Source organism: Corallococcus macrosporus (assembly GCF_017302985.1).
Classification (GTDB): Bacteria; Myxococcota; Myxococcia; order Myxococcales; family Myxococcaceae; genus Corallococcus; species Corallococcus macrosporus_A.
In genome coordinates this window covers 262,830-287,467 of record NZ_JAFIMU010000010.1, presented here as the reverse complement: position 1 = coordinate 287,467, position 24,638 = coordinate 262,830, and the positions used below count along the sequence as shown (strand labels likewise).

The window sequence follows — 24,638 nt, the reverse complement described above, 5'->3', positions numbered from 1 at the left end:
GACTCAGGGTTCCGTCTGCGGCTGCAACGTCCAGGTGAAGACGGTGTCGGAGTAGGGGAACGTCCCGGACAGCTCGCCATTGGGCTTGGCGAGCGGCGGGGAGCCCGCGTCCGTGAAGAGGATGTTCCCTGGGACATCCTTCACCGTCCCCCTGCAGTCCGGGCCTCCGCTGACGGCGACATCCACGAAGCGTCCATCCGAGAGCGCCGACGTGTACGAGCGTGAGGCGTGCGACAGCCACCACTGGGTGTCGGGATCCGGTGACTTCAATTCGTTGAAGGGGTTCATCAACATCACCCCGCCCGAGGCGATCAGCGAGTACTTCGTGGGCCCGTGCGTGTACCGGCACCCACCGGACGTGTAGTCGATGTCGAGCGTGAAGTCGCCGGTGGGGGGCATGATCATGAAGGCGCCCAGCCGCTTCGTGTTCGGCAGGTTCGGATGGTCGTAGTCCGCGGTCGCGAAGCCTCCCAGCACCTGGAACTCCACGTTCGTCTCGAGGAGGTGCCTCCCGCCCGACCAGCCCACCCCCACCAGGACCGCCTTCGTGGTGCCCTTGTACTTCCAGCAGCCCACGTTGCTGCGCTTGAGGTAGGGCGTCTTCTGCGCCTTCAGGCTCCCACCGCCATTGGGCTCGAACTTCGCGTTGCTGGTGATGATGATCAGGTCCTGGGCCCGCTGCGACTTCATGTCGCGGCAGAGGCCCACGTATTCGTAATTGCTCCAGTCCTCCTCGTGCCACGTCCCGCTCGCGTCGTTCCAGAGCGCGAGCACCTTCACCGGCTCCTTCGACTCGGTGATGTTCTTGAACCACCCGTTGTGGAAGATCATCGAGCGGGTGTTCGGGTCGCTGAACGTGAAGTGCTCGTAGTGGCTGGACAGGTTCTTCAGCTCGTCGTGGAGGTCTTCCTTGAGCTCGGGCGCGCCGGCCAGGTCGCCCTTGATCGCGTGGAACTTCACCTTCTCCTTGAGCTGGTCCCACTTCGCGAAGGAGTCCGCCTTGGCGTCGATGGGCGCCTGGTTCCAGAGCACCTTCGCGAACTCCGGCCAGACCTTCTCCAGCTTGCCGGGGACGACAGCGTCCACCGCGGTGAGGCTGGAGGTCTCCGTGGTCAGCTTCTCCAGCGCCGCCACCACGACGTTCGGGCCGTGCTTCTTCGCCAGGAACTGGAAGAAGAGATAGGCGCCATAGTCGCGCGCCGCCTTGCTGCCCGCGGCCGCCGAGGTGCAGTGCCCCTCGGAGCGATCCTCCAGCGGCAGGTCCGGGCTGCTCATGAAGCAGTTGGCGTAGTCATGCTCCAGCTGCGGCTGCTGCCCATACACATGGTCGATGGCCCAGTTCGCGGTCGCATCGCGGATCCATCCGTAGTCGCGCTGCCAGGCCTTCGTCTTGTAGGACCACTGGATGGCGTGCATCAGCTCGTGCGTCGCCGCGGCCTTGAGGTCGTCACCGGTGAGCCCATCCCACAGCAGGATGTAGGTGGGTGCCTGCGTGTTGGCCAGTTGGTCCGGGAGGGTCAGGCCCCGGCCGGCCATGTTGGGGGTCAGGTAGATGTCGAGCTGCGGGCTTCCTCCGTTGCAGCCCGCGTTGGCCTCGTCGGTGAGGGGCGCCTTGAGGCCCAGCGCCATCAGCTTCGGCCAGATCTCCTTTTCCATCGCCTCGTCGAGGAGGACAGCCTGCTCGCGCTGTCCCGGGACGGTGTACTGGTACCAGACCTTCACCTTCGAGAAGGACTTGGAAGGGGAGTCCCACCTGTCCGTGCTGGGCCTGCAGGTAGGCCGCCCCATGCTGCGAAGCCGGGCGTCGGGAAGGGGCGCGTTGAGCCAGCTCCCCGGGTCGTCTGGACGCAGCAGGTACATCCCGAGCGCCTCCTGCATCGGCGCGGAGAGGTCGTCGAAGCGTGAGTGCAGGTCTTCCAGCGGGGTGACGTCGAAGCCCGGCTCGACGCGGGCCTTGTACTGGAGGGGCAGCCGGGGATCGCTGAACGCGGCGTACACCCGGTAGGCCAGCAGCTCCTCGTCGTTGATGATGCCTGACTCGTGCGCGGACGTCAGGACCTCGTCGCTCGACGGAAGGGACGCGTCGCCCGGCATCACGACGACCGACAGGGTCGTGCTCACCGAACCCACCCTGGCGGTGATGACAGTGCCGCCAGGGGCTACGCCGGTCACCCGGCCGTCGGCCACGGTGGCGTACTCGGGCAGGTAGGAGGACCAGGTCACCTGGACGTTCTTGAGCGTCTGGCCGCTCTCATCGAGCGCCTGCGCGGCCAGGGTCAGCGTCTCGCCCACCAGGAGCGTCGCCCCGTTCGGGGTGAGGGTGAGCGCGGCGACCTTGCCGCTGTCGTCGTCCTCCCCGGGCTTCGGATCCGGTTCAGTGGAAGAGCAGGCGAGAACGAACGTGAGCAGGCACAGCGCGAGCCGGCGGGCTCCATGAAACACAGGCATGGGTCAGGCCTCAAGGTGTCGATCCGCAGGGTGCGGGCCACACCGAAGTTTTATCGTCATGATTCCGGACGGAGTTTCCCCAAATCAACAAAATATCCATCCGTGATTTGATGACTGTCGTTGCCTGGGAATCCACAGTGGCCTGGCAGGCAACAAGGCCCTGTCCGAGGGTTAGAGGAATCTGCGGATCCGTCGGTTCATGTCCTGCTGGTAGGGAAGGAGCTCTTCGCTTTTGTACTGGAAGAGGAAGGGCTCCATCAGGCGTGCCAGCGCGCGATACTGGGGAGGGATGGCCTCCCGCTCTGTGTCGATGAGCGCTGGCCATTCGTCCAGGGTGACGAGAACACGGTCCCCGTCCATGGGGAGCAGGGAGACCTCCGGAAAGGAAAGCGCGTTCCGGAGCGCGTCGATGCCACCCATTTGTCCCAACAGGGGCTGACCCAGAAAGGTAAGCCATGTGGGACTCAGCGCCTGCGTACCGATGAGCGAGCTATAGGTGCTGGCGTGGTAGAGGTCCAGACTGGGGTATCGATTGAGGAGCGCCTCGAGAAGGTGCCCATCCCCCGAAGACCAGTAGCCATGGGGCGAGACAATGGCGGGACTGACGTATCCGAAGTTGAAAGGCAATTCCTCCGCCAGCTCAAGGGCCAATGCGCGCATCCGGAGTGCGCCATGTTCCCGCAGGTCCTGGGTCGGGAATGCGAATGAAACGGATGTGGTCGGATCCTTGTAGAGGGGATCGCCTGGCCGCCGCCCATAGTACTCGAACTGGTAGCTTCCCGCCTCGCTAGGGCTCTCCGACAACTCGATCGCCCAGGCGCCGTTCCATGGAGGTTCAAGCAGGTACTGACGGATCTGCTCCCAGCCCATATCATCCAATGGGGCCATGTCTCCCTCGTCCGAGACGTACCAATTCAAGGTTTTGGGCGGGATGACCTGGAGATAGCGCTGGAGGGAGCGCCAGATGGCAGGCGCGACTTCTTCAGGGGAGGTGTTGAGGTAGAAGGAGATGACGAGGCCGTCCTGCGCGGCCAGCCAACCACCTTTGTCTCGAAGCTGAATGGAGGGAGGGGCTTCCTTCATGGGGCCCACACTCCTCTCTGTGGCGAGATGAGCAAAGGCTTTCCGCCCAACGCGGCTTCGTAGACGGTGCGCTGGTTGCTTCTGAAATAAGGGCTCCCTGGGCCATACGAGGCCCACTGTGGCTGGTTGCTGGCCGGGCACGGGAATTTGAAGTCCAGCGTGAGTATGGACTTCAGCAAGTTGCGGTCGCCGTGCAGGACGATGTCCGGCTTGATGGTCCCCCGGAGTTCGTCGGTGCAGCCATCAGCGATGAGCTGCGCTTCCTTCTGCTTGCTGAGGGTCTCCACCATCCGGGCATGCGGGTAGTAGCGGTAGCGTTGCTCGATGCTGAAGGGCGCTGGCCACAGCCTCCTCAGCACCTCCTCGGCGCACTGAAGTGCAAGCACGTGCTTCTGCTTGCCCAGGAACATGGCTCGGGTCACGGCATTGCCGCAGCGGTCCTTCTCAACGACTTCAGCGCACTCCTGCCGCGTCAGAGGTCGGTCTTGGAAGTAGCGCGCATTCCCCACCTGCTCGGCTTGCACCGCGCATGCGGCGAGTTGCTTTTCGAGTTCCCCCTCATCGTGGTCCTGTTGCATCAGTGCGAGGATGGCCGGTGGAATGGCGCGGAGCAGGCGGGACGCTGCGGCCCGGGTGGCGGACGCGGCGGCCTGCTCCGCCACATACGCCGCATACCGTGCCCGTGCGGCCGTGTCCGTATCCACGAACCCCAACTCCCCATGCCGGGAATGCCGTGAACCACCAGCACAAGCCGTCAGCAGGGCACAGGCCATCCAGAGACTCGTCACGGGACGCATGCGCCGGATTCTATCCGACGCCATGCCGTCATACGCTCCCAAGCGGGCCCACGGCGGGCCCTTGGTCCAGGGGAGGCAATCGGCAGGGCGTCATTGATCGGAGAGTTCCACCCGCTCCTCGCAGGTGCGCGCACCCGGCCTGCCCTGGCCCGTGTCGGCCTTCGCCTGATTCACTCACTTTCGAAGTGCCGTCTCGGTCAGGTCCAGGCCCCGCGCCACCGACTCGCCTTCCTCCAGCACCAGCAGCTTCACAGCCCCAGTCTTGAACTCCGGGCGGAACCTACGCCGCTGCCGCCTCTGCTTCTTCTCGCTCTCCGGCATCGAACACCCTTCCATCATATCGTGGGTGTCCACGGAAGCAGGGGACTCTCATGCACCATCAACACGGGGCTGCCTCTTCCGATACATCTGACCGAGTAGTGTTAGCGTGCGCCCCAGTTGAGGTGGTAGCGGCGTTGGTTCGCGAGGGCAGGGGTAATGCCAGCTTGGTAAACATAGACGCGAAAGCCAGTGGCCGTGGGGAAGTAGATGGCCGAGGCACCATTGAGTGACCAGTGGTCCGTGTCACCACCAATGGACGTGATGTATCGCGGCGTTGACAAGAAACCGCAGAACGACGTGTTCACATCCAAATACATCGAGCCCGTTCCGTAGGGTTGCCAGTTCGTCGCCCCTGGAGGGGTCTGTGCAGTGCACAAGTACGGCTGATACACGCCAGGAGGCGTGGCCTGCCAGTTGAGGTGATAGCGTCGTTGGTTGGCAAGGGCAGGGGTGATGCCAGACTGGGAAACGTAGACACGAAAGCCGGTGGCTGTGGGGAAGTAGATGGCCGAGGCACCGTTGAGCGACCAGTGGTCCGTGTCACCACCAATGGACGTGGTGTACCGTGGCGTTGACGAGAAACCGCAGTACGATGTGTTCACATCCAGGTACATCGTACCCGTTCCGTAGGGTTGCCAGTTCGTCGCTCCTGGAGGGGTCTGCCCCGCACACAGCGATGGCAGTCGCAGGCCGTTCGGCAGAGCCTGCCAGTTGAGGTGGTAGCCGAGCTGGTTGGCGAGAGAAGGGTTAATTCCGCCCTGGGAGACGTAAACGCGGAAGCCGGTGGCCGTGGGGAAGTAGATGGCCGAAGCACCGCTGACCGACCAGTGGTTGGAGTCACCGCCGATGGACGCGAAGTAGCGAGGTGTCGACAAGAAGCCGCAACCTGATGTGTTCACATCCAGGTACATCGTGCCCGCTCCGCCCGCGTCATAGGGTTGCCAGTTCGTCGCCCCTCGAGGCGTCTGGCCGGTGCACGCGATTGAATTGTAATTGCCGTTGAGCAGTCGGTTGATGGCTTGTCTAAGGTCGGGGAGCGGGCCGATGGCCTTGCTTGATGCGGCCTGTGGCGTTCCGGTCTCCGCGAGGATTCGCCGCATTGTTCGCGGCTCGATGAACCCACGGCCACTGGAGATCGAGATGCCTTGGAGGCTGGCAACGGCGCCGGTCACGATGGGCGCCGCGCTTGAGGTGCCGCTGAAAGTGGACGTGTAGTGCTGGTCCTCGTCGTAGACGAAGCCGTAGTCGAAAAGGCGACCATCACCACCCAGCGTCGTCACATTCTGGCCCCATCCGTGAACGTCCACTCGACTGCCGTAATTGGTCCAGCACATGGGTTCCCGCGTGTTGGCGGTGCTGGCGCCCACGAGGATTGCGCCCGAGTCACGCACGTTGCGGTTGAATGCGTTGCCAAATCCGGCCTCGTCCAAGCTGACACCGCCGTTGCCGGCGGCTTCCACCACCGTGACGCCGTTGGCGGTCGCTGTGGCGATGGCATCGTAATTGGATTGCAACCACTCTAGTGGGACGAAATTGCAATCGGACCCGTTGCAGCCACACGTCGCGCGGATCACCGGACCCGGATACTGCAGTTCGATAAGGACGACGCCGCCACGTCCTACCGCAGCCGCAGCGCTGGCAATGGAGGACGCCGAGTGCTGCCCCCAGGCCGACGCCACGCCCGCCGTCGCACCATGCGCGATGCCCGTCACTCCATAGCCATTGGCCACGCCCACGATTACACCCAGTACTGCGGTGCCGTGGGCGCTATCCGGGTACAGCGTGCCAATCTGCGTGAAGAGGTTTGGCATGTCCTCGTGGGTGGTGCGCCATCCATTCTCGACGTCTACAATGCGCACGCCGGAACCATTGCCACCAGGCACAGTCCATGCGTACCGCGCGTCAATACCGCTGGGCGCAGCATTCAGGTATCCCTGGAGACTTTCGTACATGGGAGTGACTGGGGGGAGGTCTGCTGCTGTCAGCAGACTCCGCACGGTGTCGCTCAACCCAAAGTCCACCATGGCAGGCACCGGGCGAGGCTCGGCGTACGCCACCTCAATGCTGTCCATCGCATTGAGTTCTTTCACCAACTGCGCAACAGAGCCTGCGGATGTGCCGGGAAGCAGTGGCACCTCGAAATATAGGTTGAGGTCTGCGAGTTGCTGGCCACCCCGCTCCTCGCCGGTGCGCTTCCGCTCGTTCAACACCGACTCCGCATCCGTGAACAGCCGGCCCGGCGCGCCGATGCGGGGCACACGCTCCAGCACAGCAAGCGCCGCAGTCAGGTCTGCCCCCAGCCTCACGTCCGTCAAGCCCCGCCTCACCATGCGCGCGCGCTCGACAGACTCGCGCTCCTCAGCGAGCACTACGAAACGGCCACCACGCAGTCGCACCCGCGTGCCCTCGTGAAACTTCACCACCAACCGCTCCACCACCACGTCCCCAACCAGGGCGCTCTGCAGCTTGCTCGCGGGAGCCCGTTCCTTCAATGCGCTAGGCGCTGCCTCCGCGAGCGAAGCCGTCAGCAGTCCTAGCGCGAGTGCGAGAGTTCTTGTGCATGTAGTTCCAGGTAGGTTGCGTTGTCTCATTTGAGTGCACCTTGGCTGGTAGGGCAATGTAAAGCCTAATAAATGTCAGGACAGAGTCGGCGGAGAAGCATAGCGCAGCAGCCAAGGAGGAGGAATCCGAAATGGACGTCGTCCCTGGGCTCGTTGCGGACGCAAAGACGGCGCAAGAAATTCTTTCAAGCCAGCGTGCGCTCAACGACCCAGCGGTAGCGTCCGAGCCTTTCCTTGGGCTCGACACCCGGGCGCGCGATGCGGGCGGTAGTGCTGCGCAGGCGAAGCCCACTCCGATTTTTCCCGGAGGCGTAGGCCTTGTCGGCGCGCAATTTCGTCGGCCGCAGGCGTCGCTGGCTCTGGCAGGCAGGAGGACCAAGTGACCTCGATGTTCTTGAGCGTGTGGCCGCTGTCATCGAGCGCCTGCGCGGCGAGGGTCAGCGTCTCGCCCACCGGGAGCGTCGCCCCGTTCGGTGTGAGGGTGCGCGCGGCGACCTTACCGCTGTCGTCATCCTCCCCAGGCGTTGAATCCAGCTCAGTGGAACCGCAGGCGAGAACGAACGTGAGCAGGCAAAGTGCGAGCCGGCGGGCTCCATGAAACACAGGCATGGGTCAGGCCTCGATGTGTCGATCAGCAGGGTGCGGGCCACGCCGAAGCTTCATTGGAATGGCTCCGGTGGAGTTTCCCGAAGCCAACAAGGAGTAGCTCTCGTTGAGTCGATGGCTGTCATTGTCTGAGAAGCCACAGTGGCTTGGCAGGCAACAACGTCGCCGGAGCCAAGGCACCGGGTCGAATTACGGCCACCTTCAGCGGTTGATCTCGCAGGTGGTGTGGATGTCGGAGGCGGTCGATGTCTGGCCTCAGCTGAGCCAGTACCCGCAGTCGCATCCGCGCTCGCCGATGATCGTCGTGCGGGCGGCGTTGTAGTAGGTCCTGACGCTGGTCACGCTGCTGGCGCAGTCCGGGAGCGGCGCCTCCTGCGAGGCCAGGTCCGGCGCCTCCTCCTGCTCCATGGGACCGCCACAGCCCACCGCCAACGCCAGCAAACCGCCAATCAGGAACGTGCGCATGCATCCTCCGTGAGGGTTGTCGCGCAATCATGCCCCGGGTGGTGTGTCTGTCTTTTGAATCCTGGGTGACTGATTGTGGTGCTGCCGTCGTCAACGGGCCTTGCGGCGCTGCTTGGCCAGTTGCGCGTTGAAGTCGCGCTCGGAGGCATCCGCGTAGGCCATGCAGCTCATCGCCTTGGCGCCGGCCGCCGCTCCGGCTGCGTAGTTCCAGCCACTCGAGCCCGGATGCGGGGTCAGCAGCACGTCGCAGGGCAGGGCGCGCACGGTGGCGAAGCTGCGCCGGTAGTCCTCGACGATGCGTGGATAACGCGGGTTGGCCAGCAGCTGATAGCCGGGCGCGGTCAGGCTGTCCGCGTAGGCAAGGCGTACCGGCTTGCCGTCCCGGGTGTCGTTCCACGTCCAGCCGATGCTGCCCGGCGTATGCCCTGGCATGAAGTGCGCGGTGAACTCGACGCCGCCTTGCGAGACGACCTCGCCGTCCATGACCACGCGGTCCACCACGACGGGCGGGAAGGTGATGTCGTCACCGAAGTGCAGGTCGTCGCTGCCCCCACGCGCCAGCATCACCGCGGACATGGCGCTGGCCACGACCCGCGCGCCGGTGCGGCGCTTCAGCGCGGCGAAGGGGCCGGCGTGGTCGGCGTGTGCGTGGCTGCTCAGCAGCAGGCGCAGGTCCTGCGGCGCGAAGCCACGGCGCTTCAGGTTGGACAGCAGATGGTCGGCCATCTGGGGCATGCCGCCATCGAGCAGCACGAGGCCGTCCTGGGTCTCCACCAGCAGGGCGGTCAGCTCCTGGGTGCCGATCTGCCAGGTGTGGTCGGCGATGCGCAGAGGCTCCATGGGCTGGAGCCAGGTCGCATCCACGGTATAGGCCTCCAGCTGCGGAAGAGGCGGCGGCGCGGCGAGGGCGGAGGTGGAGTGCAGCAGGGTCGCGGCGAGGGCGCTGGCGAAGGTCTGGAGGCGCATGGCGCCGGCATCCTAGCCCCGCTGCCACCCCTTGAGCTTCGCGTAGAGCGAGCTGCGGGAGATGCCCAGCTTCGCCGCCGCGCGCTCCACGTGGCCGCCCTCGCGCGCCAGCACGCGTTCGATGTGCCGGTGCTCCAGCTCCTCCAGCGTCAGGTCATCGCCCAGGGGCTGCTCCTCCGCGGGGAGGAGGGACTCGAAGCGCAGGGCGCTGCGCGACAGGCGGGCGGTGCCGGACAGCAGCACCGCGCGCTCCAGCACGTTGCGCAGCTCGCGGATGTTGCCCGGCCAGGCGTAGGCCATCAGGGCCCGCTCCGCGTCGGGCTCCAGCTCCACCTGGCCCCGGCCCCGGTGCGCGCCCATCTCCGCGAGGAAGTGGCGCGCGAGCACCGGCACGTCCTCCGCGCGCTCGCGCAGGGGCGGCACGTGGAGGATGAGCGTGCTGATGCGGAAGTACAGGTCGCTGCGGAAGCGCTTCTCCCGCGCGGCCACCTGCAGGTCCTGATGCGTGGCGGCGACGAGCCGCACGTCCACGCGCCGGTCCTTCACGTCGCCCAGGCGCCGGAAGCGCTTCTCCTCCAGCACCTTGAGCAGCTTGGGCTGGACGGCCACGTCCATGTCGCCAATCTCATCCAGGAACAGCGTGCCCCGGTCCGCCACCTCCAGCAGGCCCTGCTTCGCGGCCACCGCGCTGGTGAAGGCGCCCTTCTCGTGGCCGAACAACTCCGAGTCCAGCAGGTCCTTGGACAGCGCGGCGCAGTTGAGGTCCACGAACGGGGCGTCCTTGCGCGGCCCACCTTCGTGCAGCCAGCGCGCGAGCACGCTCTTGCCGCTGCCCGTCTCGCCGGTGACGAGCACCGGGCTGTCGCTGTCCCGCACGCGCTCCGCTTCGTCGCGCAGCGCGCGGATGGCGGGGCTGTTGCCCAGGAAGGGGTCCACCTGGGTGCGCGCCGTGCGCGAGCGATCCGCGGCCAGCCGTTGCCGCTCGCGCCGCTGGGCCACGAGCCGCTCCAGCACCACCTTGAGCACCGCCAATTCCAGCGGCTTGGTGAGGAACTGCTCGGCGCCTTCCTTCACCGCCTGCACCGCCAGCTCGATGGAGCCGTGCCCGGTCAGCACCACCAGGGGCACCGCCGCGTCCAGCTCCTTGAGCCGGGGCAGCAGCTCCAGCGCGGTGCCGTCCGGCAGCCGGTAGTCGATGACGGCCACGTCGGGCCGGTGCGTGCGGAAGCCCTCCTGGGCCTCCGCCACGCTGGTGGCTTCGTCCACGTCGAAGCCGTGCTGTGTGAGGTAGCCCTTCATGCCCAGCCGGACGCCGGGCTCGTCGTCCACGAGCAGGATGCGGGTGCGCGTCATGATACCTGTGACTTCGGATGGGGCCCGGCGATCACAGCCGGGGACAGGGCGGGCAGCAGGATGGTCACCTCGGCTCCTCCCTGGGGATGGTTGGACAGGCGGATGCGGCCCTGGTGCTCCTCCAGGATGCGCTGGACGATGGACAGCCCCAGGCCGGTGCCTCCGCGGCGCTTGCTGAAGAAGGGCTCGAAGACGTGGGGCAGGTCCTCGCTCTTGAAGCCGGGCCCTCCGTCGTGGACGGTGCAACGCACCCACGGGCGGCCCGCCTCCTCCACGGCCTCCGCCGTCACGTGCACGGTCGAGCCCTGGGGAGAGTGCTGCACGGCGTTCTCCACCACGTTGCGGAAGACGTGGAACAGGCGGCGCGCGTCCATGCGCACCGGAGGCAGCGCGTCCGACAGCTCGCGCGTGAGCGTCACGGAGGCCTTGTCGCCGGGAAGCTGGCAGGCCGACAGGGCCTCGGCGACCACCGGGCCCACCGCGCCGTCCGTCCACTCGCCGCGCGTGGGACGGCCGTACTCGAACAGCTCCTGGGTGAGGTGCGTGAGCCGGCGCACCTCGCCGCGCAGCACGTCCAGATAGGGCTTCAGCTCCGGCTGCGCGCCGTAGGTGGCCTCCACCGCGTCCACGACGGCGGAGATGGAGAAGAGGGGGTTGCGCACCTCGTGCGCCACGCCCGCGACGATGGCGCCCATGGCGGCCATCGTTTCACTGCGGCGCACGTGGGCCTGCAGCTCCAGGAGCCGCGTCACTTCCGTGGCCACCAGGATGATGCGCGGATCCTCGCTGGCCTGCTCATCCACCCAGGCGGCCGCCAGCTCCCAGGTGCGCCCGGACTCCGCGTCCTGCACCTGGCGGCTGGTGCTGCCGTGCGTCGCGCGCAACTCCTCCACCAGCGGCCCCGCGCTGGACCAGGGCGGGGCCCCGGAGGTCGAGGACAGCGGCTGGCCGGAGGGGTCCGCCTCCCGGAAGAGCAAGCGGGCGGCGTCGTTGAGCCGGTGGATGATGCCGTCCGCGCTCAGCACCAGCAGCGGCGAGGACACCGCGTCGAAGGTGCGGCGCCACTCCGTCGCGGAGCGGCGGAAGCTGTCGTTCAATCGCTGACGCAGGTCCTCCGCGAGGCGCCGGTCGGTGATGTCGGTGACGACGCAGCCCAGGTGCACGCCGCCCCGGTCGTCCAGGCCGGAGGCCGCGGCGCGGCTGCGCACCCAGCGCACGCGCCCGTCCGCGCAGATGATGCGGTGCTCGATCTCCACCTCCGTGCTCGGGGCCAGGGCCAGGGACTCGATGCACTCGCGGTAGCGCGTGCGGTCCTCGGGGTGGATCATCTCCGCCCACAGCGGCGAGGGTGTGCCCTCCGGACCGCCGCCGGTGAAGGCGCTGGGCGGGTAGCCGGTGGTGCGCTCGATGACGGGCGTGCAGTAGAAGTCACGCAATACGCCGTCCCGCAGCTTCCCACCCCACAGGTAGTCCGGCAGCGACCGGGTGAGCACGTCCAGGCGCCCGTCCTGCTCCTGGAGGGACGCCTCCGCGCGCATCCGCTCCGTCACCTCCGACAGGGACGCGATGACGCCCAGCACCGCGCCGCCCGCGCCGCGCACGCGCGAGTAGCTGCCAAACCAGAAGCGCGTCTCGCCGGGGGCCGCGGGCGTCTCCACCTGGAGGCTGAGATCCTGCAGGGACGCGTCCGACTCCAGCGCGCGGGCGAGCCGGGGCGCCAGCACGGTGCCCAGCGCGGGCAGCACCTCCGAGACATGGCGGCCCAGGTGCGCCTGCGCGGGCAGGCCGTTCATCGCGGCCAGCGCGGCGTTGACGTGCACGTACTTCAGGTCGCGGTCGTAGAACGCGAAGCCCACCGGCGTGATGTCCATGACCGCGTCGCGCAGCGCCCGCGCGTCGTCCGACTGTTCGCGCAAGCGGATGCACTCGCGCTCGTTCCGGGCCAGGGCTCGAAGGGCGGCCCATGCGCCTGCCGCCGCCAGTACGAACGCGCCCGCCGCCAGCACCGCGACGCGAGGCCCCGGTGCCAGGCTCCCGCTCCACGCCCCCACCAGCGCCATGAGCACCGCGCACGCCGTGGCGGCGGCGATGATCCGCAGGAGTGGAGGAGAAGAGGACGAGGCCATGGCGCGCGGGGAGCGCGCCTCACTCTACGATTCCCCGCATCGGCTTGCATCGCCGGCCGGGCGCGGCCATCGCGGGCATTGAACAAAGGTCCAGGGAGGACCCCGAAGCCCTCCCTGCCGGTGAACCCGATGGAACGCCCGGTGCGCGGAACCTGTGGAAACCCCCGAGCCGCGCGGACGGGAGCAATCTCAGACAGCCGGCCCCGCGATGATGTCCGGCGGTCCCGGACGGTTCGGATCATGCGCGGGTGGATCCTGGATGCCCGGCTTGATTTCGGGGTCCTGCAAGGGCGGAGGCGGTTCCCGGCGCTGGGGCTCGCCCGGCGGCGGATCCTTCTCCGGCACGGACGGCCGGGGCGGTTCGATCTCAGGCGTGGGCTTCGGCTCCGGCTCCTTCACCGGCTTCGCGGGAGGGTTCGTCTGTGGATTCGTCGGCATGGACCTTCACACTGCGCACGCCGTCCTCCCAGGGAACCGCCACGCCCTCGTCGCCGTCAGCGGGTGCGTGGTTTTCGACAGGTGCCCCGGCGTCCCGGCGGCGGGAGTGGGCCCAGACCTCCACCACGGGCTCGATGCGCGGGGTGAGCTGGAGCATGGAGCTGGGGAAGCAGCGCGCCGGCAGCCGCGCGAAGAGCTGGCGCACGGCCTCCGCCTCCCGCGCGCTGGCCACGGCGACGTGTGGCCGGACGATGAGGTCGGTGAACTGGGCGGCCTGATCCGGCCTCCCGCTCACCAGCCGGGCCGTCGCGCAGCTCTGGTAGAAGAGCACCCCCACGCCTGCTTCCCGGGCCCCGTCCAGGAACGCGTGCAGGGTGCGCCCCTCCACCGCGCCCACCAGCAGCGCCTCCGGGTCCCAGCGCCCATCTCCGGGGCCGCCAGCCAGGTCATTCATCGGGCGGCCAATCGGCACGGGGGGCGCATGGTCGCTCGTCAGCACGGCGGCCCGCTCACCCTGCCAGTAGAGGCGCGTTTCGTACTCGGTGATGGAAGCGGAGGTCATCAGGCATGTCCTCGGTCGGGGTATGCGCAATGCGCTTTCAACACGCATGCCGCGGCAATGCTTCACATTCCGCAGGGCATTGCCCTTGAGTACGAGTCCCCCCAGGTAGGACGGTGATCGCGAGGCCACATGCGCCCTGGCCCGGGATGCGGCCGCCCGGCAACAGCCCTTTTGGACGATTTCGCCTCCGCCGTCCCTGCTCCACATCCAGCGCCTCAATGCCTGACATGGGGGGACGGCATGGGTTCGATGCGACGCGGTGGTGGGGTGCGGTGTGCGTTGACTGTATGGCTTTGCGAGGGCTTCCAGGGCCGCACGGCCGCTTGAACCATGTCCATGCAAGAACGACGTGAGGCATCGATGGCCGAAGCGTATGCAAGTCAGCTCATCCAGGCCCCCGCGGACGTGGTCTGGGACCGGGTGGGAGGCTTTGACAGCCTTCCGCGCTGGCACCCGGGCGTCGTCTCCAGCGAGCGGGTGACGCGCCCCGAGACCGGGCCCGGCCCCCTGCGCCGGCTCACCACGCGCGACGGCGAGGTGTACCTGGAGGCGAGGCTGGAGCACGACCCGCACGCGCGCAGCTATGCGTACACGCTGGTGGAGGGGCCGCTGCCCGTGCGCGACCACCTGGCGAAGCTGCGGGTGACGCCGGTGACGGCGACCGGACAGACCTTCGTCGAGTGGTCCGCGACGTTCAGCCTGGCGCCCGGCCACGAGGGCGAGGCGGCGGCGGTGTGTCAGTGGCTGCGCGAGGAGTTCTTCGCGCGGGGCCTGCGGGGGCTGGCGCACACCTTCCTGCCGCCTCCGCCCCGGGTGTCCGCGCCGGAGCTGGAGTGGCGGCGCTGAAGGGCGCTCACAGCCGCTGGAGGAAGCGCAGCAGGTCCTGCTTCTGCGCCGGGGTGAGGGACTCCGGCGGTCCGCCCGGGAACTCGGGCGGGTGCAGCGGCAGGCCCACGGTGGGGATGCCCGGGAGGATGAAGCGGCTGTAGGTGTCCACCGTGTCCAGGAGCGTGGCGTGGCTGTTGTCGTGGAAGTAGGGCGCGGTGCGGGCAATGCCTCGCAGTGACGGCACGTCGAAGGCCTCGAACTCCGCGGGGTCGCCGCTGATCAACGCGCGGCCGGGGTCGGTGGAGTACCACTGGGCCGCCAGCGCGGGGCCGGTGATGGGCGCGCCGTTCTCATCCAGGGCGGGGTTGATGTCGTCCGGGTCGCCGCTCGCCGTGACGGGGATGGGGGGCAGGTCGGTGACGCGGTGCTGGCGCGTGCCGTCCGTGTAGAAGCGGAAGCGGTACTGGGGGAAGTCCACGGACGTGTTGAAGAGGGGCACGACGCCGCGCTGTCCCAGGTAGGTCATGTACGCGTAGCCCGCGTTGAGGAACTCGCTGTGGGGGCGGGGGACGCGGACGGGCTCGGGCCGGCCGCCGGGCGTGACGGTGAACTGGATGTTGCCGTCGGGCTTGAGGGCGTAGAAGAGGGCGTCGTGCGTGGCGCGGTTCACGACGCGGTTGCGGGTGCGGTCGCCGTGGCAGGCCTCGCAGGCCAGGTTGTAGACGTCGCGTCCGCGCCGCTCGGAGGCGTCGAGCAGGAGCAGGGCGTCCGGATCCGGGATGGCGCTCAGCGGCCAGCCCTGCTCCAGCAGCTCCGACACGAAGCGGGCGCGCGGGGAGCTGAAGACGCTGCGCTCGAACGCGGCGATGCGCTGGAGCACGGGGCGCGGCACGGTCCCGCCCTCGCTGTGGCTGGTGACGGCGCTCTGGGCCTGGGTGACGAGGTCCGTCTCGCGGCCGTCGGCCTGGAAGGGGCCGGAGAAACCGGTGTCGGCGATGCTCGGCACGGCGCGCCAGACGGCCACCTTGCGGTCCGGTGAGGTGATGACGTTCCCCTGCACGTCGATGACGTCCATGTTCGCGGGGAGGGGGAGCACCACGCGCACCAGTCCCTTCTTCAGGTGCTCGTAGGTGGGCACGGGGGCGGCGGGGTCATCCGCGTCGATGCGGTTGAACAGCGGATCCGCGGGGTTCCGGGCCCAGAGTGCCTCCACGTGCGAGGGCGTGAGCGCGGTGTTGTCCGAGAGCACGTGGCACGTCGCGCACGAGCGCCCGTTGGAGCCGGGCAGGGCCTCCTGGAAGTGCTTCCTGCCGGCCACCGCCTGCCCCGGGGACACCAGCTCCGCCTGGGACGTCGCGAGCGGGTCGGTGGCCTCCACGGGTGATGCGCCCTCGGTGCAGCCCACGAGCCCGGCGAGCACGAAGGCCCCCACGGTGCGCGCGATGAGTCGATGCCCTGCCATGTGTTCCCCTCCCATTTCCTACGATGGGCAAGGGAACACCGCGCCCCCCCGCTTCGTGTCACCGCCCTTGAATGATTCGACCCGGACGTTTCGGTGACGCCGGGACCTGGAATGGTGTGAATCCGCCTCCGCTCCGGGCACGCTGGGGACCATGGACATCATCCGCAATGACAAGCAGGGCGCGAAGGTGAAGCTCGAGCGCATCTCCGCGGCGCCGCCGAAGAAGGCGGACCGCGAGGAGGCGAAGGCGGAGTTCGAGGCGCTGGGCGAGGAGCTGTTCGACCTGCAGGACCTGCTGTGGGGCGCGAAGATGAACTCCGTCCTCATCGTCCTGCAGGGGCGCGACACCGCCGGCAAGGACGGCACCATCAAGCACGTGGTGGGCAGCCTCAACCCGCGCGGCGTGAGCGTCACCTCCTTCGGCGTGCCCAGCACCGAGGAGCAGGAGCACGACTTCCTCTGGCGCGTGCACCGCGTGGCCCCGCGCAAGGGCGAGTTCGCCATCTTCAATCGCTCGCACTACGAGGACGTGCTCGTGGCGCGCGTGAACAACCTGGTCCCCAAGCCGCTCTGGAAGGCGCGCTACCAGCACATCCGCGACTTCGAGACCCTGCTCGCGGAGCACGGCACCGTCGTCCTCAAGTTCTTCCTCCACATCAGCCGCGAGGAGCAGGAGGGGCGGCTCCTGGCGCGCGAGAAGGAGCCGCGCAAGGCGTGGAAGATCTCCGCGGGGGACTGGGAGGACCGCAAGCACTGGGCGGACTACACGCAGGCCTACGAAGACGTCTTCGCGCAGACGTCCACCGAGCAGGCGCCCTGGCACCTGGTGCCCTCGGACGCCAAGTGGTACCGCAACCTCGTGGTGGCCCGCGCCGTGGCGGAGGCCCTGCGCCCCTACCGGGAGCAGTGGCAGGAGCGCCTGGACGAGGTCGGCAAGCACAAGAAGGCGGAGCTCCGCGCCTGGCGCAAGAAGCGCTGAAGACACGGCCTTCCGCGTCATGGATGACGCGGAAGGCCCACGCCGCGTGTCGTGGGAACCGCTGACCCGGCCGTGACATGGGGATGGGACAACGGCGCCATGGAACGAACCGCGTCGTTGTCGAGCAAGGACCTCATCGCCCGCACGCGTCCCTTCGCGGCCCAGGACACCGCGCGCTCCGTCGGGGCGCTCGTCTCCACCTACGCCGCGCTCGCGGGCGCGGTCGCGCTGGCGGTGGCCGCGCCGTGGTGGCCCCTGCGCATCGTGGGCGGCTTCATTGAAGCGCTGGTGCTGATCCGCTGCTTCATCCTCTTCCACGACGCCATGCACGGAGCGCTCCTGCCGAAGTCCCGGTGGGCGAAGGCGCTCTTCCAGGTGCAGGGGCTGCTCACGCTCACGCCCGCGCGCATCTGGAACGACACGCACAACCACCACCACGCCAACACCGCGCGCATCGCCGCGGACTCGGCGGGCACGTTCGTCACCTGGACCACGGAGCAGTGGCGCAAGGCCACGGGCGCGCAGCGCCTGGGCTACGTGGTGGAGCGCCACCCGGTGACGCTGATGCTCGGCTACTTCACCGCGTTCCTCTACAGCCTGTGCCTCCAGCCGTTCGTGAAGAACCCGAAGCGCTACTGGTCCTCCGGGCTCGCGCTGGGCGTGCACGTGGCGCTGTCCGCTGCCGTCTGGCACTTCCTGGGCCTGGGCGTCTACCTCTGCGCCTTCCTGGGGCCGCTGTTCGTCGCGTACGCGCTGGGCACGTACCTCTTCTACGCGCAGCACAACTTCGATGACGTAGCCATCCTGCCGGAGACGTCGTGGAACCACGCGGACGCGGCGCTGGAGGCCAGCAGCTACATGCGCTTCGGGCCGGTGATGGAGTGGTTCACGGGCAACATCGGCTACCACCATGTGCACCACCTCAACCCGCGCATCCCGTTCTACCGGCTGCCGGAGGCGATGGCGGCCATCCCGGAGCTCCAGGGACCCCACGTCACCACGCTCACGCTGAAGGACATCGTGGGCTGCCTGCGGCTGAACCTGTGGGATCCGTCGCTGAAGCGGATGGTGCGCTACCGCGACGCGCGGCTCGCCCCCAGCGCCTGAGGAACCACGGCCCGGCGGGTCCGTTCAGGACCCGCCCGAGGAACCCACCGGGCCGGGGTCTCAAGGCTCCAGCAGCGCTTGCAGCGCCCTGGCGTGCGACTCCTCCTCGGTGAGCAGCTCCTCCAGCAGCCGCTGCGTGTCGGGGTCGCGCTCCGCGAAGTAGGGGAGCAGGTCGCGGTACGTCTCGATGGCGGCGCGCTCCGCCGCCAGGTTCTCGCGGAGCAACTCCACCAGCGTCCGCCCCTCTTCGTCGTGGGTGTCACCGCGGGACATGAGTCCTCCAACGTGGAAGTCGGGCCGTCCGCCCAGTTGCTGGATGCGCTCGGCGAGCCTCAGCGCGTGGCCCTGGGCTTCGCGCGCGTTCCGGCCGAACGCGGCCTTCACCGCTTCCGAGCCGGGGCCCGCCGCGCACAGGGCATCGCGCGTGTAGCACCGCACGTGGACGACCTTCGTCGCGAGCGCGGCGTTGAGCAGCGTGAGCCGGACCCGGAGGTCGTCTCCGGGGTCGAACGGCTGCGGACGCGTGTCGGCCATGGCACTGCCTCCGGGCGGCGAGGTGTCGGGAAGCTGGGCGGCCCGGGCAACGCCGTCCATCCCACCTGCCCCCGCGTGCCGGAGCTCCGCGCCTGTCCGTCCCACCCCGGGGCCCGGGTTCCCCGGTGGGTTTCCCGCCGCCGACGCTTGCTTCCACGCCCGGCGCGGGCAGGGACGTTGCCCGCGAACATCCCTTGCGCCCTTCGGGGCGGAGGAGGGGGTTCGGGGTTAGTCTTCGCCAATGAGCTCGAGCCCATCCAGCCGTCCGTCCGTCGTCGTGGCGGAGCTGGGGCCCACGAACACCGGGAAGACCTACCGCGCCATCGAACGGATGCTCGAGCACGACTCCGGCATCATCGGGCTGCCCCTCCGCTTGCTTGCCCGTGAGGTCTACGACCGGGTGACCGCGAAGGTGGGCGAGGGCCGCGTCGCGCTGATGACGGGCGAGGAGAAGCGCATCCCGCCCCGGCCCGACTACTGGATCTGCACCGTGGAGGCGATGCCGACCGACCGGCAGGTCGACTTCCTCGCGGTGGATGAAATCCAGCTCGCCGCGCACCGGGAACGCGGGCACGTCTTCACGGACCGGCTGCTCCACGCGCGAGGTCGCAAGGAGACCTGGTTCCTGGGCGCGGAGACGATGCGGCCCATGGTGCAGGCGCTCATCCCGCATGCGTCCATGAAGCGCGCCACGCGCCTGTCGCAGCTGCGCTACTCCGGGCGCAAGTCGCTGAAGAGCCTGCCGCCGCGCTCGGCGGTGGTCGCGTTCTCCGCGGACCGCGTCTACGAGCTGGCCGAGTCGCTGCGGCGCCTGCGGGGTGGCGTGGCGGTGGTGCTGGGCGCGCTGTCGCCCCGGACGCGCAACGCGCAGGTGGCCATGTATCAGTCCGGCGAGGTCCAGTACCTCGTGGCCACGGATGCCATTGGCATGGGGTTGAACCTGGACCTCAACCACGTGGCCTTCGCGACGCTCTCCAAGTTCGACGGCGCCGAACAGCGCGACCTGTATCCGGATGAACTGGCGCAGATCGCCGGCCGCGCGGGGCGCCACCTGAACGACGGCAGCTTCGGTGCGCTGAACACGCTGCCGGAGCTTCCGCCACGCGTCGTCTCCGCCATCGAATCGCACCGCTTCCCGGCGGTGCGCAGCCTCATCTGGCGCAACTCCTCGCTCGACTTCTCCAGCCCGGAGGCGCTGCTGGACTCGCTGTCGCGGGCGCCGCGTGACAACGCCTTCGTCCGGGTGGAGCGCGCGGACGACTTCGACGCGCTCAAGGGGCTGTCGGCCGTGCCCGCCATCCGCGAGCTCACCACCGACAAGGCCTCCGTCGAACTGTTGTGGCAGGTCTGCCAGGTCCCGGACTTCCGCAAGGGCCTCTTCGGCCAGCACGTCGCGCTCCTGCGTGAGACGTTCCTGCAACTGACCGCGGGGGACGGAAAGCTGGACCCCACGTGGCTGGGCCGGCAGGTGTCACCGCTCGACGACGCATCCGGGGACATCCACACGCTGATGGACCGGCTCGCGGCCATCCGCATCTGGACGTACATCAGCCACCGTCCGGGCTGGCTGCAAGACGCGGCGGACTGGCAGGAGCGCACGCGCCGCATCGAGGACGCGCTGGGCGATGCCCTGCATGAGCGGCTGGTGGAGCGCTTCGTCCAGCGCGCGGCGAGGAGGAGCGCGCGCCGCTTCGTGAGGGCCAGCGCGCAGCCGCAGGCCGCTTCGGACAGCCCGTTCGCCAAGCTGGGGCAGCTCTTGACGGAGGTGCCGGGCGCGGAAGGCGCGGTGATGACGGAGGAGCAGTTCGTCCAGCGCGTGGTGGACGCGACGCACGACGCCTTCGAGGTGGACCCCCTGGGGCGCATCTCCTTCGAATCGCAGCCGCTGGCCCGGCTGGTGCGGGGACGCGACCGGCGCTCACCGCAGCTCGCGCTGGCGGAGCCGGAGGTGTGGACGGGCGGCGCGCGGCAGCGGCTGGAGCGCCGGCTGGTGGCGCTGGCGAGGGACCTGGTCACGGAGGCCATGGGAGGCTTTCCCGCGGAGTCCTTCACAGGCGAGAGCCGCGCACCGGCGCTGCGAGGCGTGGCCTACCGGCTGGCGGAAGGGCTGGGCGTCATCTCCCAGGGCGAGGCGCGCGAACAGTGGAAGCTCCTGGACGAGGAGTCGCGGGAGCGGCTGAAGGCGCAGGGCGTCCACGAGGGCCAGCGATTCCTCTACGTCACCGGAGCCCTGTCGCCCCAGGCCCTGGAGCGGCGGGCCATGCTGACGGCGCTGTTCCAGCAGGCTCCGTGCCCACAGGGCATCCCGCAGGAGCCGGCGCTGAACGTCGCGGCGCTGGGCGGCCGGAACGCGCGCTCCTTCGGCTACGAGGTCATCGGGCCGGTGGCGCTGCGCATCGACATCGTGGAGCGGCTGGGAGAGGGATTGCGCCATCCCCAGGGCGCCCGGCAGGCGCATGCGCTCCTGCAACAACTGCGACTGGATGGAAGCGTGCGCGCGCAGGTGCTGCGGGCGTTGGGCGGACAGCCCCCGGGCGCGGCCTCGAAGCGGCGGCGGCGCAGGCGGGGACGGAAGCCCTCCCCGACGGCTCCGGACACGAATGGCGCTCGCGGCCGTGAACCTGCGGGCTCGAAGTGGCTCAACGACCGCCCCTCCTGAGAGGACGTCCAGGGAGCTGGCCGCCTGCCCGGGAGGAGGGGAGGCGACGAATCCACGCGGGCCCTGGTGGGTTTCGCCTACGCTGGCGCTGTCTCCCCATTCAAGGCCGGTGGTCGTCCCATGAGCAGTGGTCGTGCCCTCTCGCCAGTCCTCCTCGTCGGTGCCGGAACGGGCGAAGCCACGTGCGGCATCCTCTACCTGGCGAGCTACCTGCGGCGCGGCGGGATCGAAGCCTTCGTGCGGCTGTGGGACGGCGACGAGAGCGCGGGGGAGGTGAAGGACGCCTTCGAGCGCCTCATCGCCCGCGTGCGCCCGAAGCTCATCGGCATCAGCCTGAAGTGGTTCCACCACGTGGACCGCGCGCTGCTCATCGCGCGGACCGTGCGGAAGATCGACCCGTCCATCCGCATCGTCGTGGGAGGCAACTCCGCGTCGTACTGGTGGAAGGAGCTGAGCGGCTACGACTGCATCGACCACGTCGTGCTGGGTGACGGTGAGGCGCCCCTGCTGGCGCTCTGCAACGGAGAGGAGGCGCCGCCCAACGTCGTGACGCGGACGCCGGATGGCCGTCCCCGCCGGTTGCCGCTGGCGTACGTGCAGCGCTCCACCAACACGCAGGACGTCTACTACTCGCACTTCAACGACATCTTCCTCAGCCAGCGCGACGCGCACTCCTTCTCCGGCTGGGTCGCGCCGGGCAAGGGCTGCGGGGAGAACTGCCTGTATTGCGGCGGGGCGCGTGGCAACCAGAAGGCGGACTTCGGGCGCGCGAAGCCGTTCCTGCGCGCCGAGGAGAACGTGCGCCGGGACCACCAGGAGATCGCCAGCCGGACGTGGCAGATGCGCTACGACTTCGCGGGCAGCACGGCGGAGTTCCTGGGGAGCACCTGGGCGGGCGTGGACCTCTCCCGCCACTGCTGCACGTACTTCCTTTGGGGCGTGCCGCGCGTGGAGCTGGTCGCGGCGCTCGCGGCGACCTTCGAGCGCATCTACATGGTCATCGACATCGGCTGCTTCTCCGAACAGCAGCGCCTGGAGCAGATGTCCAAGGGCCTGCTCAAGCCGTGCGCGAAGGACCGCGAGCTGCTGGACGTCATCGAGTCCGTCCGCCGCCATCCGAACGTCGACATCGAGATCTCCGGCATCGGAGGCCTCCCGTTCACGAACAAGGCGCGGCTCGCGGAGGAGCTGCGGCTGGTGGAGCAGGTCATCGGCCTGGACTGCGTGGTGGGCTACCAGCGGCTGGAGGCGCAGCCGGGAGCGCTCGTCACGGAGCACCCCGCGCGCTTCGACATGGTGACGGAGGCGAAGACGTTCGCGGAGTTCCTCGGCTACTTCGAGCGTCGCGAGCCTGGCGACGTGTCCGTGCCGATGATCCGCTTCAAGGACGCGGAGCTGGAAGCGGCGGTGCAGCGCAACTCGGACCGGGTGGACGAGCTCGCCTGGAAGCACCGCGACGCGAGGAAGCGTGTCCCCCTCAACGGGCGCACGCGGCTGAAGAACACCGCGCCCTCGACGGAGCGCTTCACGCTGGGGGACTGGCTGGGCAGCCACCGCGCGCCCGCGAAGCTGGCGAAGGAGCCGGTGACGGTCCTGCGCTCGGTGGACGGCATCACCCTGAGCTGCGCTCCGACCGTGAGCCCGCGCAGGTACAACGACGCCACGCTGACGCAGGGCGAGGACGGCGCCATCCTCCTCACCGCCCTGGATGCCTTCAAGCAGCCCACCACCGTCTCCCAGGCGGTGACGCACCTGGGGACCAAGGCAAGGCTGGATCCGCAGTCCGCCCATGACGTCATCGAACACCTGGTGGACGGGCGGTTCCTCCAGCCCGCGTAGGTGTCGGAGCAAAGCGTGCAATAGCAATAAAAGCTGGATATCCTGACAGCTCCTCTTCGTGAAAAGGAGCGGTCCGATGTTCAGGAATGCGACCTTGTGGCTCACCGTGGCTGGAGGCCTGCTGGCATCAGCGGCTGGCGCGGCGACGGTGACGAACTACCGGGGCGGCAACACGCCGGTCTACTCGCGCACCTCGTATGACTACGTGCCGAGCGTGATGAAGGACGGCGTCTACCGCATGTGGTGGTGCGGCGGCATCGCGGGCGACTACATCCTCTACGCCGAGGCGGACAGCCTGAGCGGCCCCTGGCACGCGCGCGGCTCCACGGCGGCCAACAGTCACAACACGGTGTTCGCGCCCACGGGGAACGCCGCGCAGTTCGACGGCATCCACGTCTGTGATCCGTCCGTCATCCGCGTCGACGCGACGTACTACATGTATTACGGCGGCTACGGCGACGGCACGGGCACCACGATGATTGGCGTGGCGTCCAGCCCGGACGGCCTCAACTGGACGCGCCTCAATGGCGGCAATCCCATCATCGTGCCCGCGCGGGACTACCGCACCGTGCCCAACAAGTACGGCGCGGGACAGCCGAGCGTCACGTACGTGGATGGGAAGTTCTACCTCATCTTCACGGACTCCACGGGCTACGCGGTGGACGGCAACGGCGGGGGCCAGTTCGTCCTGCGCTCGTCGGACCCCACCTTCCAGACGGGCGTGGAGGAACTGACGGCCACGGGCTTCGCGCCCCGGACGGCTGCGAACCACACGCGGCACTCGCTGATTGGCGCGTTCTCCGTGGACTGGCAGTACGTGGACACGAACGACACGTTCGCCGTCGCGGTGGACGGAAGCACCGCCGGTGCGACGCGAGTCTTCCTCTTCAACAGCGCGCTGAATCAGCAGGTGGACCAGTTCGACGTCGCGGGCACGTGGACGGAAGGACCGGCCATCGTGTCTCGGCCGGACAAGCACGCTGTTGCGTCGTCCACGTGCGGCACGGTCCCGGTGGACGTCCTCCGCTCGGTGGGCACGGGCGACGTGAACACCTGGAACCTGGCGCACAGTGGGGTGGATCTGCTGACGGGGCGCTCGTGCGACCAGGTGCCGGTGGGGCGGGTCTACGAGAACTACCTCGTCCAGACCGCTGGCCTGCCGCTCACCCTGGTGCGCGGCGGGACGCGGCTCCAATTCGCACTGGCCGCGCCCGCGCTGGACCTGTCGCGCAATGCGATTGCCGTCTCGTCAGACATCTTCTATCGCATCCCATACGGGGCTTCGATGCACTCGGGAGCGGCCGTCTACGGCGCGGCGGGACGTCCTGCCGCGTTCTATCTGGATGACGGACGACTGTGGCCGGTGAGCTGCCTGGAGGCCATCACGCACAACAACTCGTCCATCGCGTTGCTCAGCGTGAGCCAATGGGACGGTATTCCCAAGGGGCCTGCGCTTCACTGCGTGAAGTAGGCTCGCGACGGACCTTTTGCTCGACTGACGAAC

At 68.5% G+C, this 24,638-nt stretch carries 19 protein-coding genes; 6 read left to right on the top strand and 13 right to left on the bottom strand.

Annotation, left to right across the window (positions count from 1 at the left end; all coding sequences use genetic code 11):
* Positions 1 to 3: 3 nt before the first annotated feature.
* The 11 genes from JYK02_RS31935 to JYK02_RS31880 form a co-directional block, all read right to left on the bottom strand.
* A complete protein-coding gene (locus tag JYK02_RS31935; RefSeq protein ID WP_207056669.1) occupies positions 4 to 2,448 on the bottom strand; it encodes an Ig-like domain-containing protein in 2,445 nt (814 codons plus the stop codon).
* Between the two features lie 171 nt (positions 2,449 to 2,619).
* The gene (locus JYK02_RS31930; protein WP_207056667.1) at positions 2,620 to 3,531 is read right to left on the bottom strand and encodes a type VI immunity family protein; all 912 of its coding nucleotides are present in this window, start codon (positions 3,529 to 3,531) and stop codon (positions 2,620 to 2,622) included.
* Positions 3,528 to 4,235, bottom strand: a complete 708-nt coding sequence (locus JYK02_RS31925) for a hypothetical protein (RefSeq protein ID WP_207056665.1) — start codon at positions 4,233 to 4,235, stop codon at positions 3,528 to 3,530. The genes JYK02_RS31930 and JYK02_RS31925 overlap by 4 nt, the downstream gene beginning before the upstream one ends.
* Before the next feature lie 267 nt (positions 4,236 to 4,502).
* Complete coding sequence (locus tag JYK02_RS31920; protein ID WP_207056663.1) at positions 4,503 to 4,682, bottom strand: hypothetical protein; 180 nt, start codon at positions 4,680 to 4,682, stop codon at positions 4,503 to 4,505.
* Positions 4,683 to 4,750: 68 nt separating this feature from the next.
* A complete protein-coding gene (locus JYK02_RS31915) occupies positions 4,751 to 7,090 on the bottom strand; it encodes a S8 family peptidase (protein ID WP_347402634.1) in 2,340 nt (779 codons plus the stop codon).
* Between the two features lie 981 nt (positions 7,091 to 8,071).
* Positions 8,072 to 8,281, bottom strand: coding sequence for a hypothetical protein (locus JYK02_RS31905; protein ID WP_207056659.1), 210 nt, complete (start codon positions 8,279 to 8,281; stop codon positions 8,072 to 8,074).
* 90 nt (positions 8,282 to 8,371) lie between these two features.
* Positions 8,372 to 9,247: a subclass B3 metallo-beta-lactamase gene (gene bla / locus JYK02_RS31900; protein ID WP_207056657.1), complete on the bottom strand. Its 876-nt coding sequence runs from the start codon at positions 9,245 to 9,247 to the stop codon at positions 8,372 to 8,374.
* A gap of 12 nt (positions 9,248 to 9,259) precedes the next feature.
* Positions 9,260 to 10,600, bottom strand: coding sequence for a sigma-54-dependent transcriptional regulator (locus tag JYK02_RS31895; protein WP_207056655.1), 1,341 nt, complete (start codon positions 10,598 to 10,600; stop codon positions 9,260 to 9,262).
* The gene (locus tag JYK02_RS31890; protein WP_207056653.1) at positions 10,597 to 12,726 is read right to left on the bottom strand and encodes a PAS domain-containing sensor histidine kinase; all 2,130 of its coding nucleotides are present in this window, start codon (positions 12,724 to 12,726) and stop codon (positions 10,597 to 10,599) included. The genes JYK02_RS31895 and JYK02_RS31890 overlap by 4 nt, the downstream gene beginning before the upstream one ends.
* A gap of 189 nt (positions 12,727 to 12,915) precedes the next feature.
* Entirely contained in the window at positions 12,916 to 13,164 is a 249-nt protein-coding gene (locus tag JYK02_RS31885; protein ID WP_207056651.1) for a hypothetical protein, read from the bottom strand.
* A complete protein-coding gene (locus JYK02_RS31880; RefSeq protein WP_207056649.1) occupies positions 13,094 to 13,726 on the bottom strand; it encodes an OsmC family protein in 633 nt (210 codons plus the stop codon). The genes JYK02_RS31885 and JYK02_RS31880 overlap by 71 nt, the downstream gene beginning before the upstream one ends.
* A 360-nt stretch (positions 13,727 to 14,086) precedes the next feature.
* Between JYK02_RS31880 and JYK02_RS31875 the strand changes: the two genes are divergently transcribed.
* On the top strand, positions 14,087 to 14,572 hold the full coding sequence (locus JYK02_RS31875; protein ID WP_207056647.1) for an SRPBCC family protein: 486 nt from the start codon (positions 14,087 to 14,089) through the stop codon (positions 14,570 to 14,572).
* 7 nt (positions 14,573 to 14,579) lie between these two features.
* On the opposite strand, the gene JYK02_RS31870 is transcribed toward JYK02_RS31875, so the two are convergent.
* Positions 14,580 to 16,016: a cytochrome c peroxidase gene (locus JYK02_RS31870; RefSeq protein WP_207056646.1), complete on the bottom strand. Its 1,437-nt coding sequence runs from the start codon at positions 16,014 to 16,016 to the stop codon at positions 14,580 to 14,582.
* A gap of 151 nt (positions 16,017 to 16,167) precedes the next feature.
* Here JYK02_RS31870 and JYK02_RS31865 point away from each other — a divergent pair, with 151 nt between their 5' ends.
* Both JYK02_RS31865 and JYK02_RS31860 read left to right on the top strand, forming a co-directional pair.
* The gene (locus tag JYK02_RS31865) at positions 16,168 to 16,995 is read left to right on the top strand and encodes a polyphosphate kinase 2 family protein (RefSeq protein ID WP_207056644.1); all 828 of its coding nucleotides are present in this window, start codon (positions 16,168 to 16,170) and stop codon (positions 16,993 to 16,995) included.
* Between the two features lie 99 nt (positions 16,996 to 17,094).
* Positions 17,095 to 18,102, top strand: a complete 1,008-nt coding sequence (locus tag JYK02_RS31860) for a fatty acid desaturase family protein (protein ID WP_207056643.1) — start codon at positions 17,095 to 17,097, stop codon at positions 18,100 to 18,102.
* 60 nt (positions 18,103 to 18,162) lie between these two features.
* Here JYK02_RS31860 and JYK02_RS31855 read toward each other — a convergent pair whose 3' ends face one another.
* Positions 18,163 to 18,636, bottom strand: a complete 474-nt coding sequence (locus JYK02_RS31855) for a ferritin-like domain-containing protein (RefSeq protein ID WP_242589426.1) — start codon at positions 18,634 to 18,636, stop codon at positions 18,163 to 18,165.
* 241 nt (positions 18,637 to 18,877) lie between these two features.
* On the opposite strand from JYK02_RS31855, the gene JYK02_RS31850 reads away from it, so the two are divergent.
* From JYK02_RS31850 to JYK02_RS31840, 3 genes are all read left to right on the top strand, one after another.
* Entirely contained in the window at positions 18,878 to 21,295 is a 2,418-nt protein-coding gene (locus tag JYK02_RS31850) for a helicase-related protein (protein ID WP_207056641.1), read from the top strand.
* Between the two features lie 120 nt (positions 21,296 to 21,415).
* Positions 21,416 to 23,134, top strand: a complete 1,719-nt coding sequence (locus JYK02_RS31845; protein ID WP_207056640.1) for a B12-binding domain-containing radical SAM protein — start codon at positions 21,416 to 21,418, stop codon at positions 23,132 to 23,134.
* 76 nt (positions 23,135 to 23,210) lie between these two features.
* A complete protein-coding gene (locus tag JYK02_RS31840) occupies positions 23,211 to 24,605 on the top strand; it encodes a hypothetical protein (RefSeq protein ID WP_207056639.1) in 1,395 nt (464 codons plus the stop codon).
* The last annotated feature ends 33 nt before the right edge of the window (positions 24,606 to 24,638 follow it).

Bases quoted from the DNA above. Each gene is read 5' to 3' on its own strand.
- JYK02_RS31855 (WP_242589426.1), bottom strand. From the start codon at position 18,636: ATGGCCGACACGCGTCCGCAGCCGTTCGACCCCGGAGACGACCTCCGG.
- JYK02_RS31935 (WP_207056669.1), bottom strand. From the start codon at position 2,448: ATGCCTGTGTTTCATGGAGCCCGCCGGCTCGCGCTGTGCCTGCTCACG.
- JYK02_RS31880 (WP_207056649.1), bottom strand. From the start codon at position 13,726: ATGACCTCCGCTTCCATCACCGAGTACGAAACGCGCCTCTACTGGCAG.
- JYK02_RS31850 (WP_207056641.1), top strand. From the start codon at position 18,878: ATGAGCTCGAGCCCATCCAGCCGTCCGTCCGTCGTCGTGGCGGAGCTG.
- JYK02_RS31860 (WP_207056643.1), top strand. From the start codon at position 17,095: ATGGAACGAACCGCGTCGTTGTCGAGCAAGGACCTCATCGCCCGCACG.
- JYK02_RS31890 (WP_207056653.1), bottom strand. From the start codon at position 12,726: ATGGCCTCGTCCTCTTCTCCTCCACTCCTGCGGATCATCGCCGCCGCC.
- JYK02_RS31865 (WP_207056644.1), top strand. From the start codon at position 16,168: ATGGACATCATCCGCAATGACAAGCAGGGCGCGAAGGTGAAGCTCGAG.
- JYK02_RS31875 (WP_207056647.1), top strand. From the start codon at position 14,087: ATGGCCGAAGCGTATGCAAGTCAGCTCATCCAGGCCCCCGCGGACGTG.
- JYK02_RS31885 (WP_207056651.1), bottom strand. From the start codon at position 13,164: ATGCCGACGAATCCACAGACGAACCCTCCCGCGAAGCCGGTGAAGGAG.
- JYK02_RS31895 (WP_207056655.1), bottom strand. From the start codon at position 10,600: ATGACGCGCACCCGCATCCTGCTCGTGGACGACGAGCCCGGCGTCCGG.
- JYK02_RS31930 (WP_207056667.1), bottom strand. From the start codon at position 3,531: ATGAAGGAAGCCCCTCCCTCCATTCAGCTTCGAGACAAAGGTGGTTGG.
- JYK02_RS31845 (WP_207056640.1), top strand. From the start codon at position 21,416: ATGAGCAGTGGTCGTGCCCTCTCGCCAGTCCTCCTCGTCGGTGCCGGA.
- JYK02_RS31905 (WP_207056659.1), bottom strand. From the start codon at position 8,281: ATGCGCACGTTCCTGATTGGCGGTTTGCTGGCGTTGGCGGTGGGCTGT.
- bla (WP_207056657.1), bottom strand. From the start codon at position 9,247: ATGCGCCTCCAGACCTTCGCCAGCGCCCTCGCCGCGACCCTGCTGCAC.
- JYK02_RS31840 (WP_207056639.1), top strand. From the start codon at position 23,211: ATGTTCAGGAATGCGACCTTGTGGCTCACCGTGGCTGGAGGCCTGCTG.
- JYK02_RS31870 (WP_207056646.1), bottom strand. From the start codon at position 16,016: ATGGCAGGGCATCGACTCATCGCGCGCACCGTGGGGGCCTTCGTGCTC.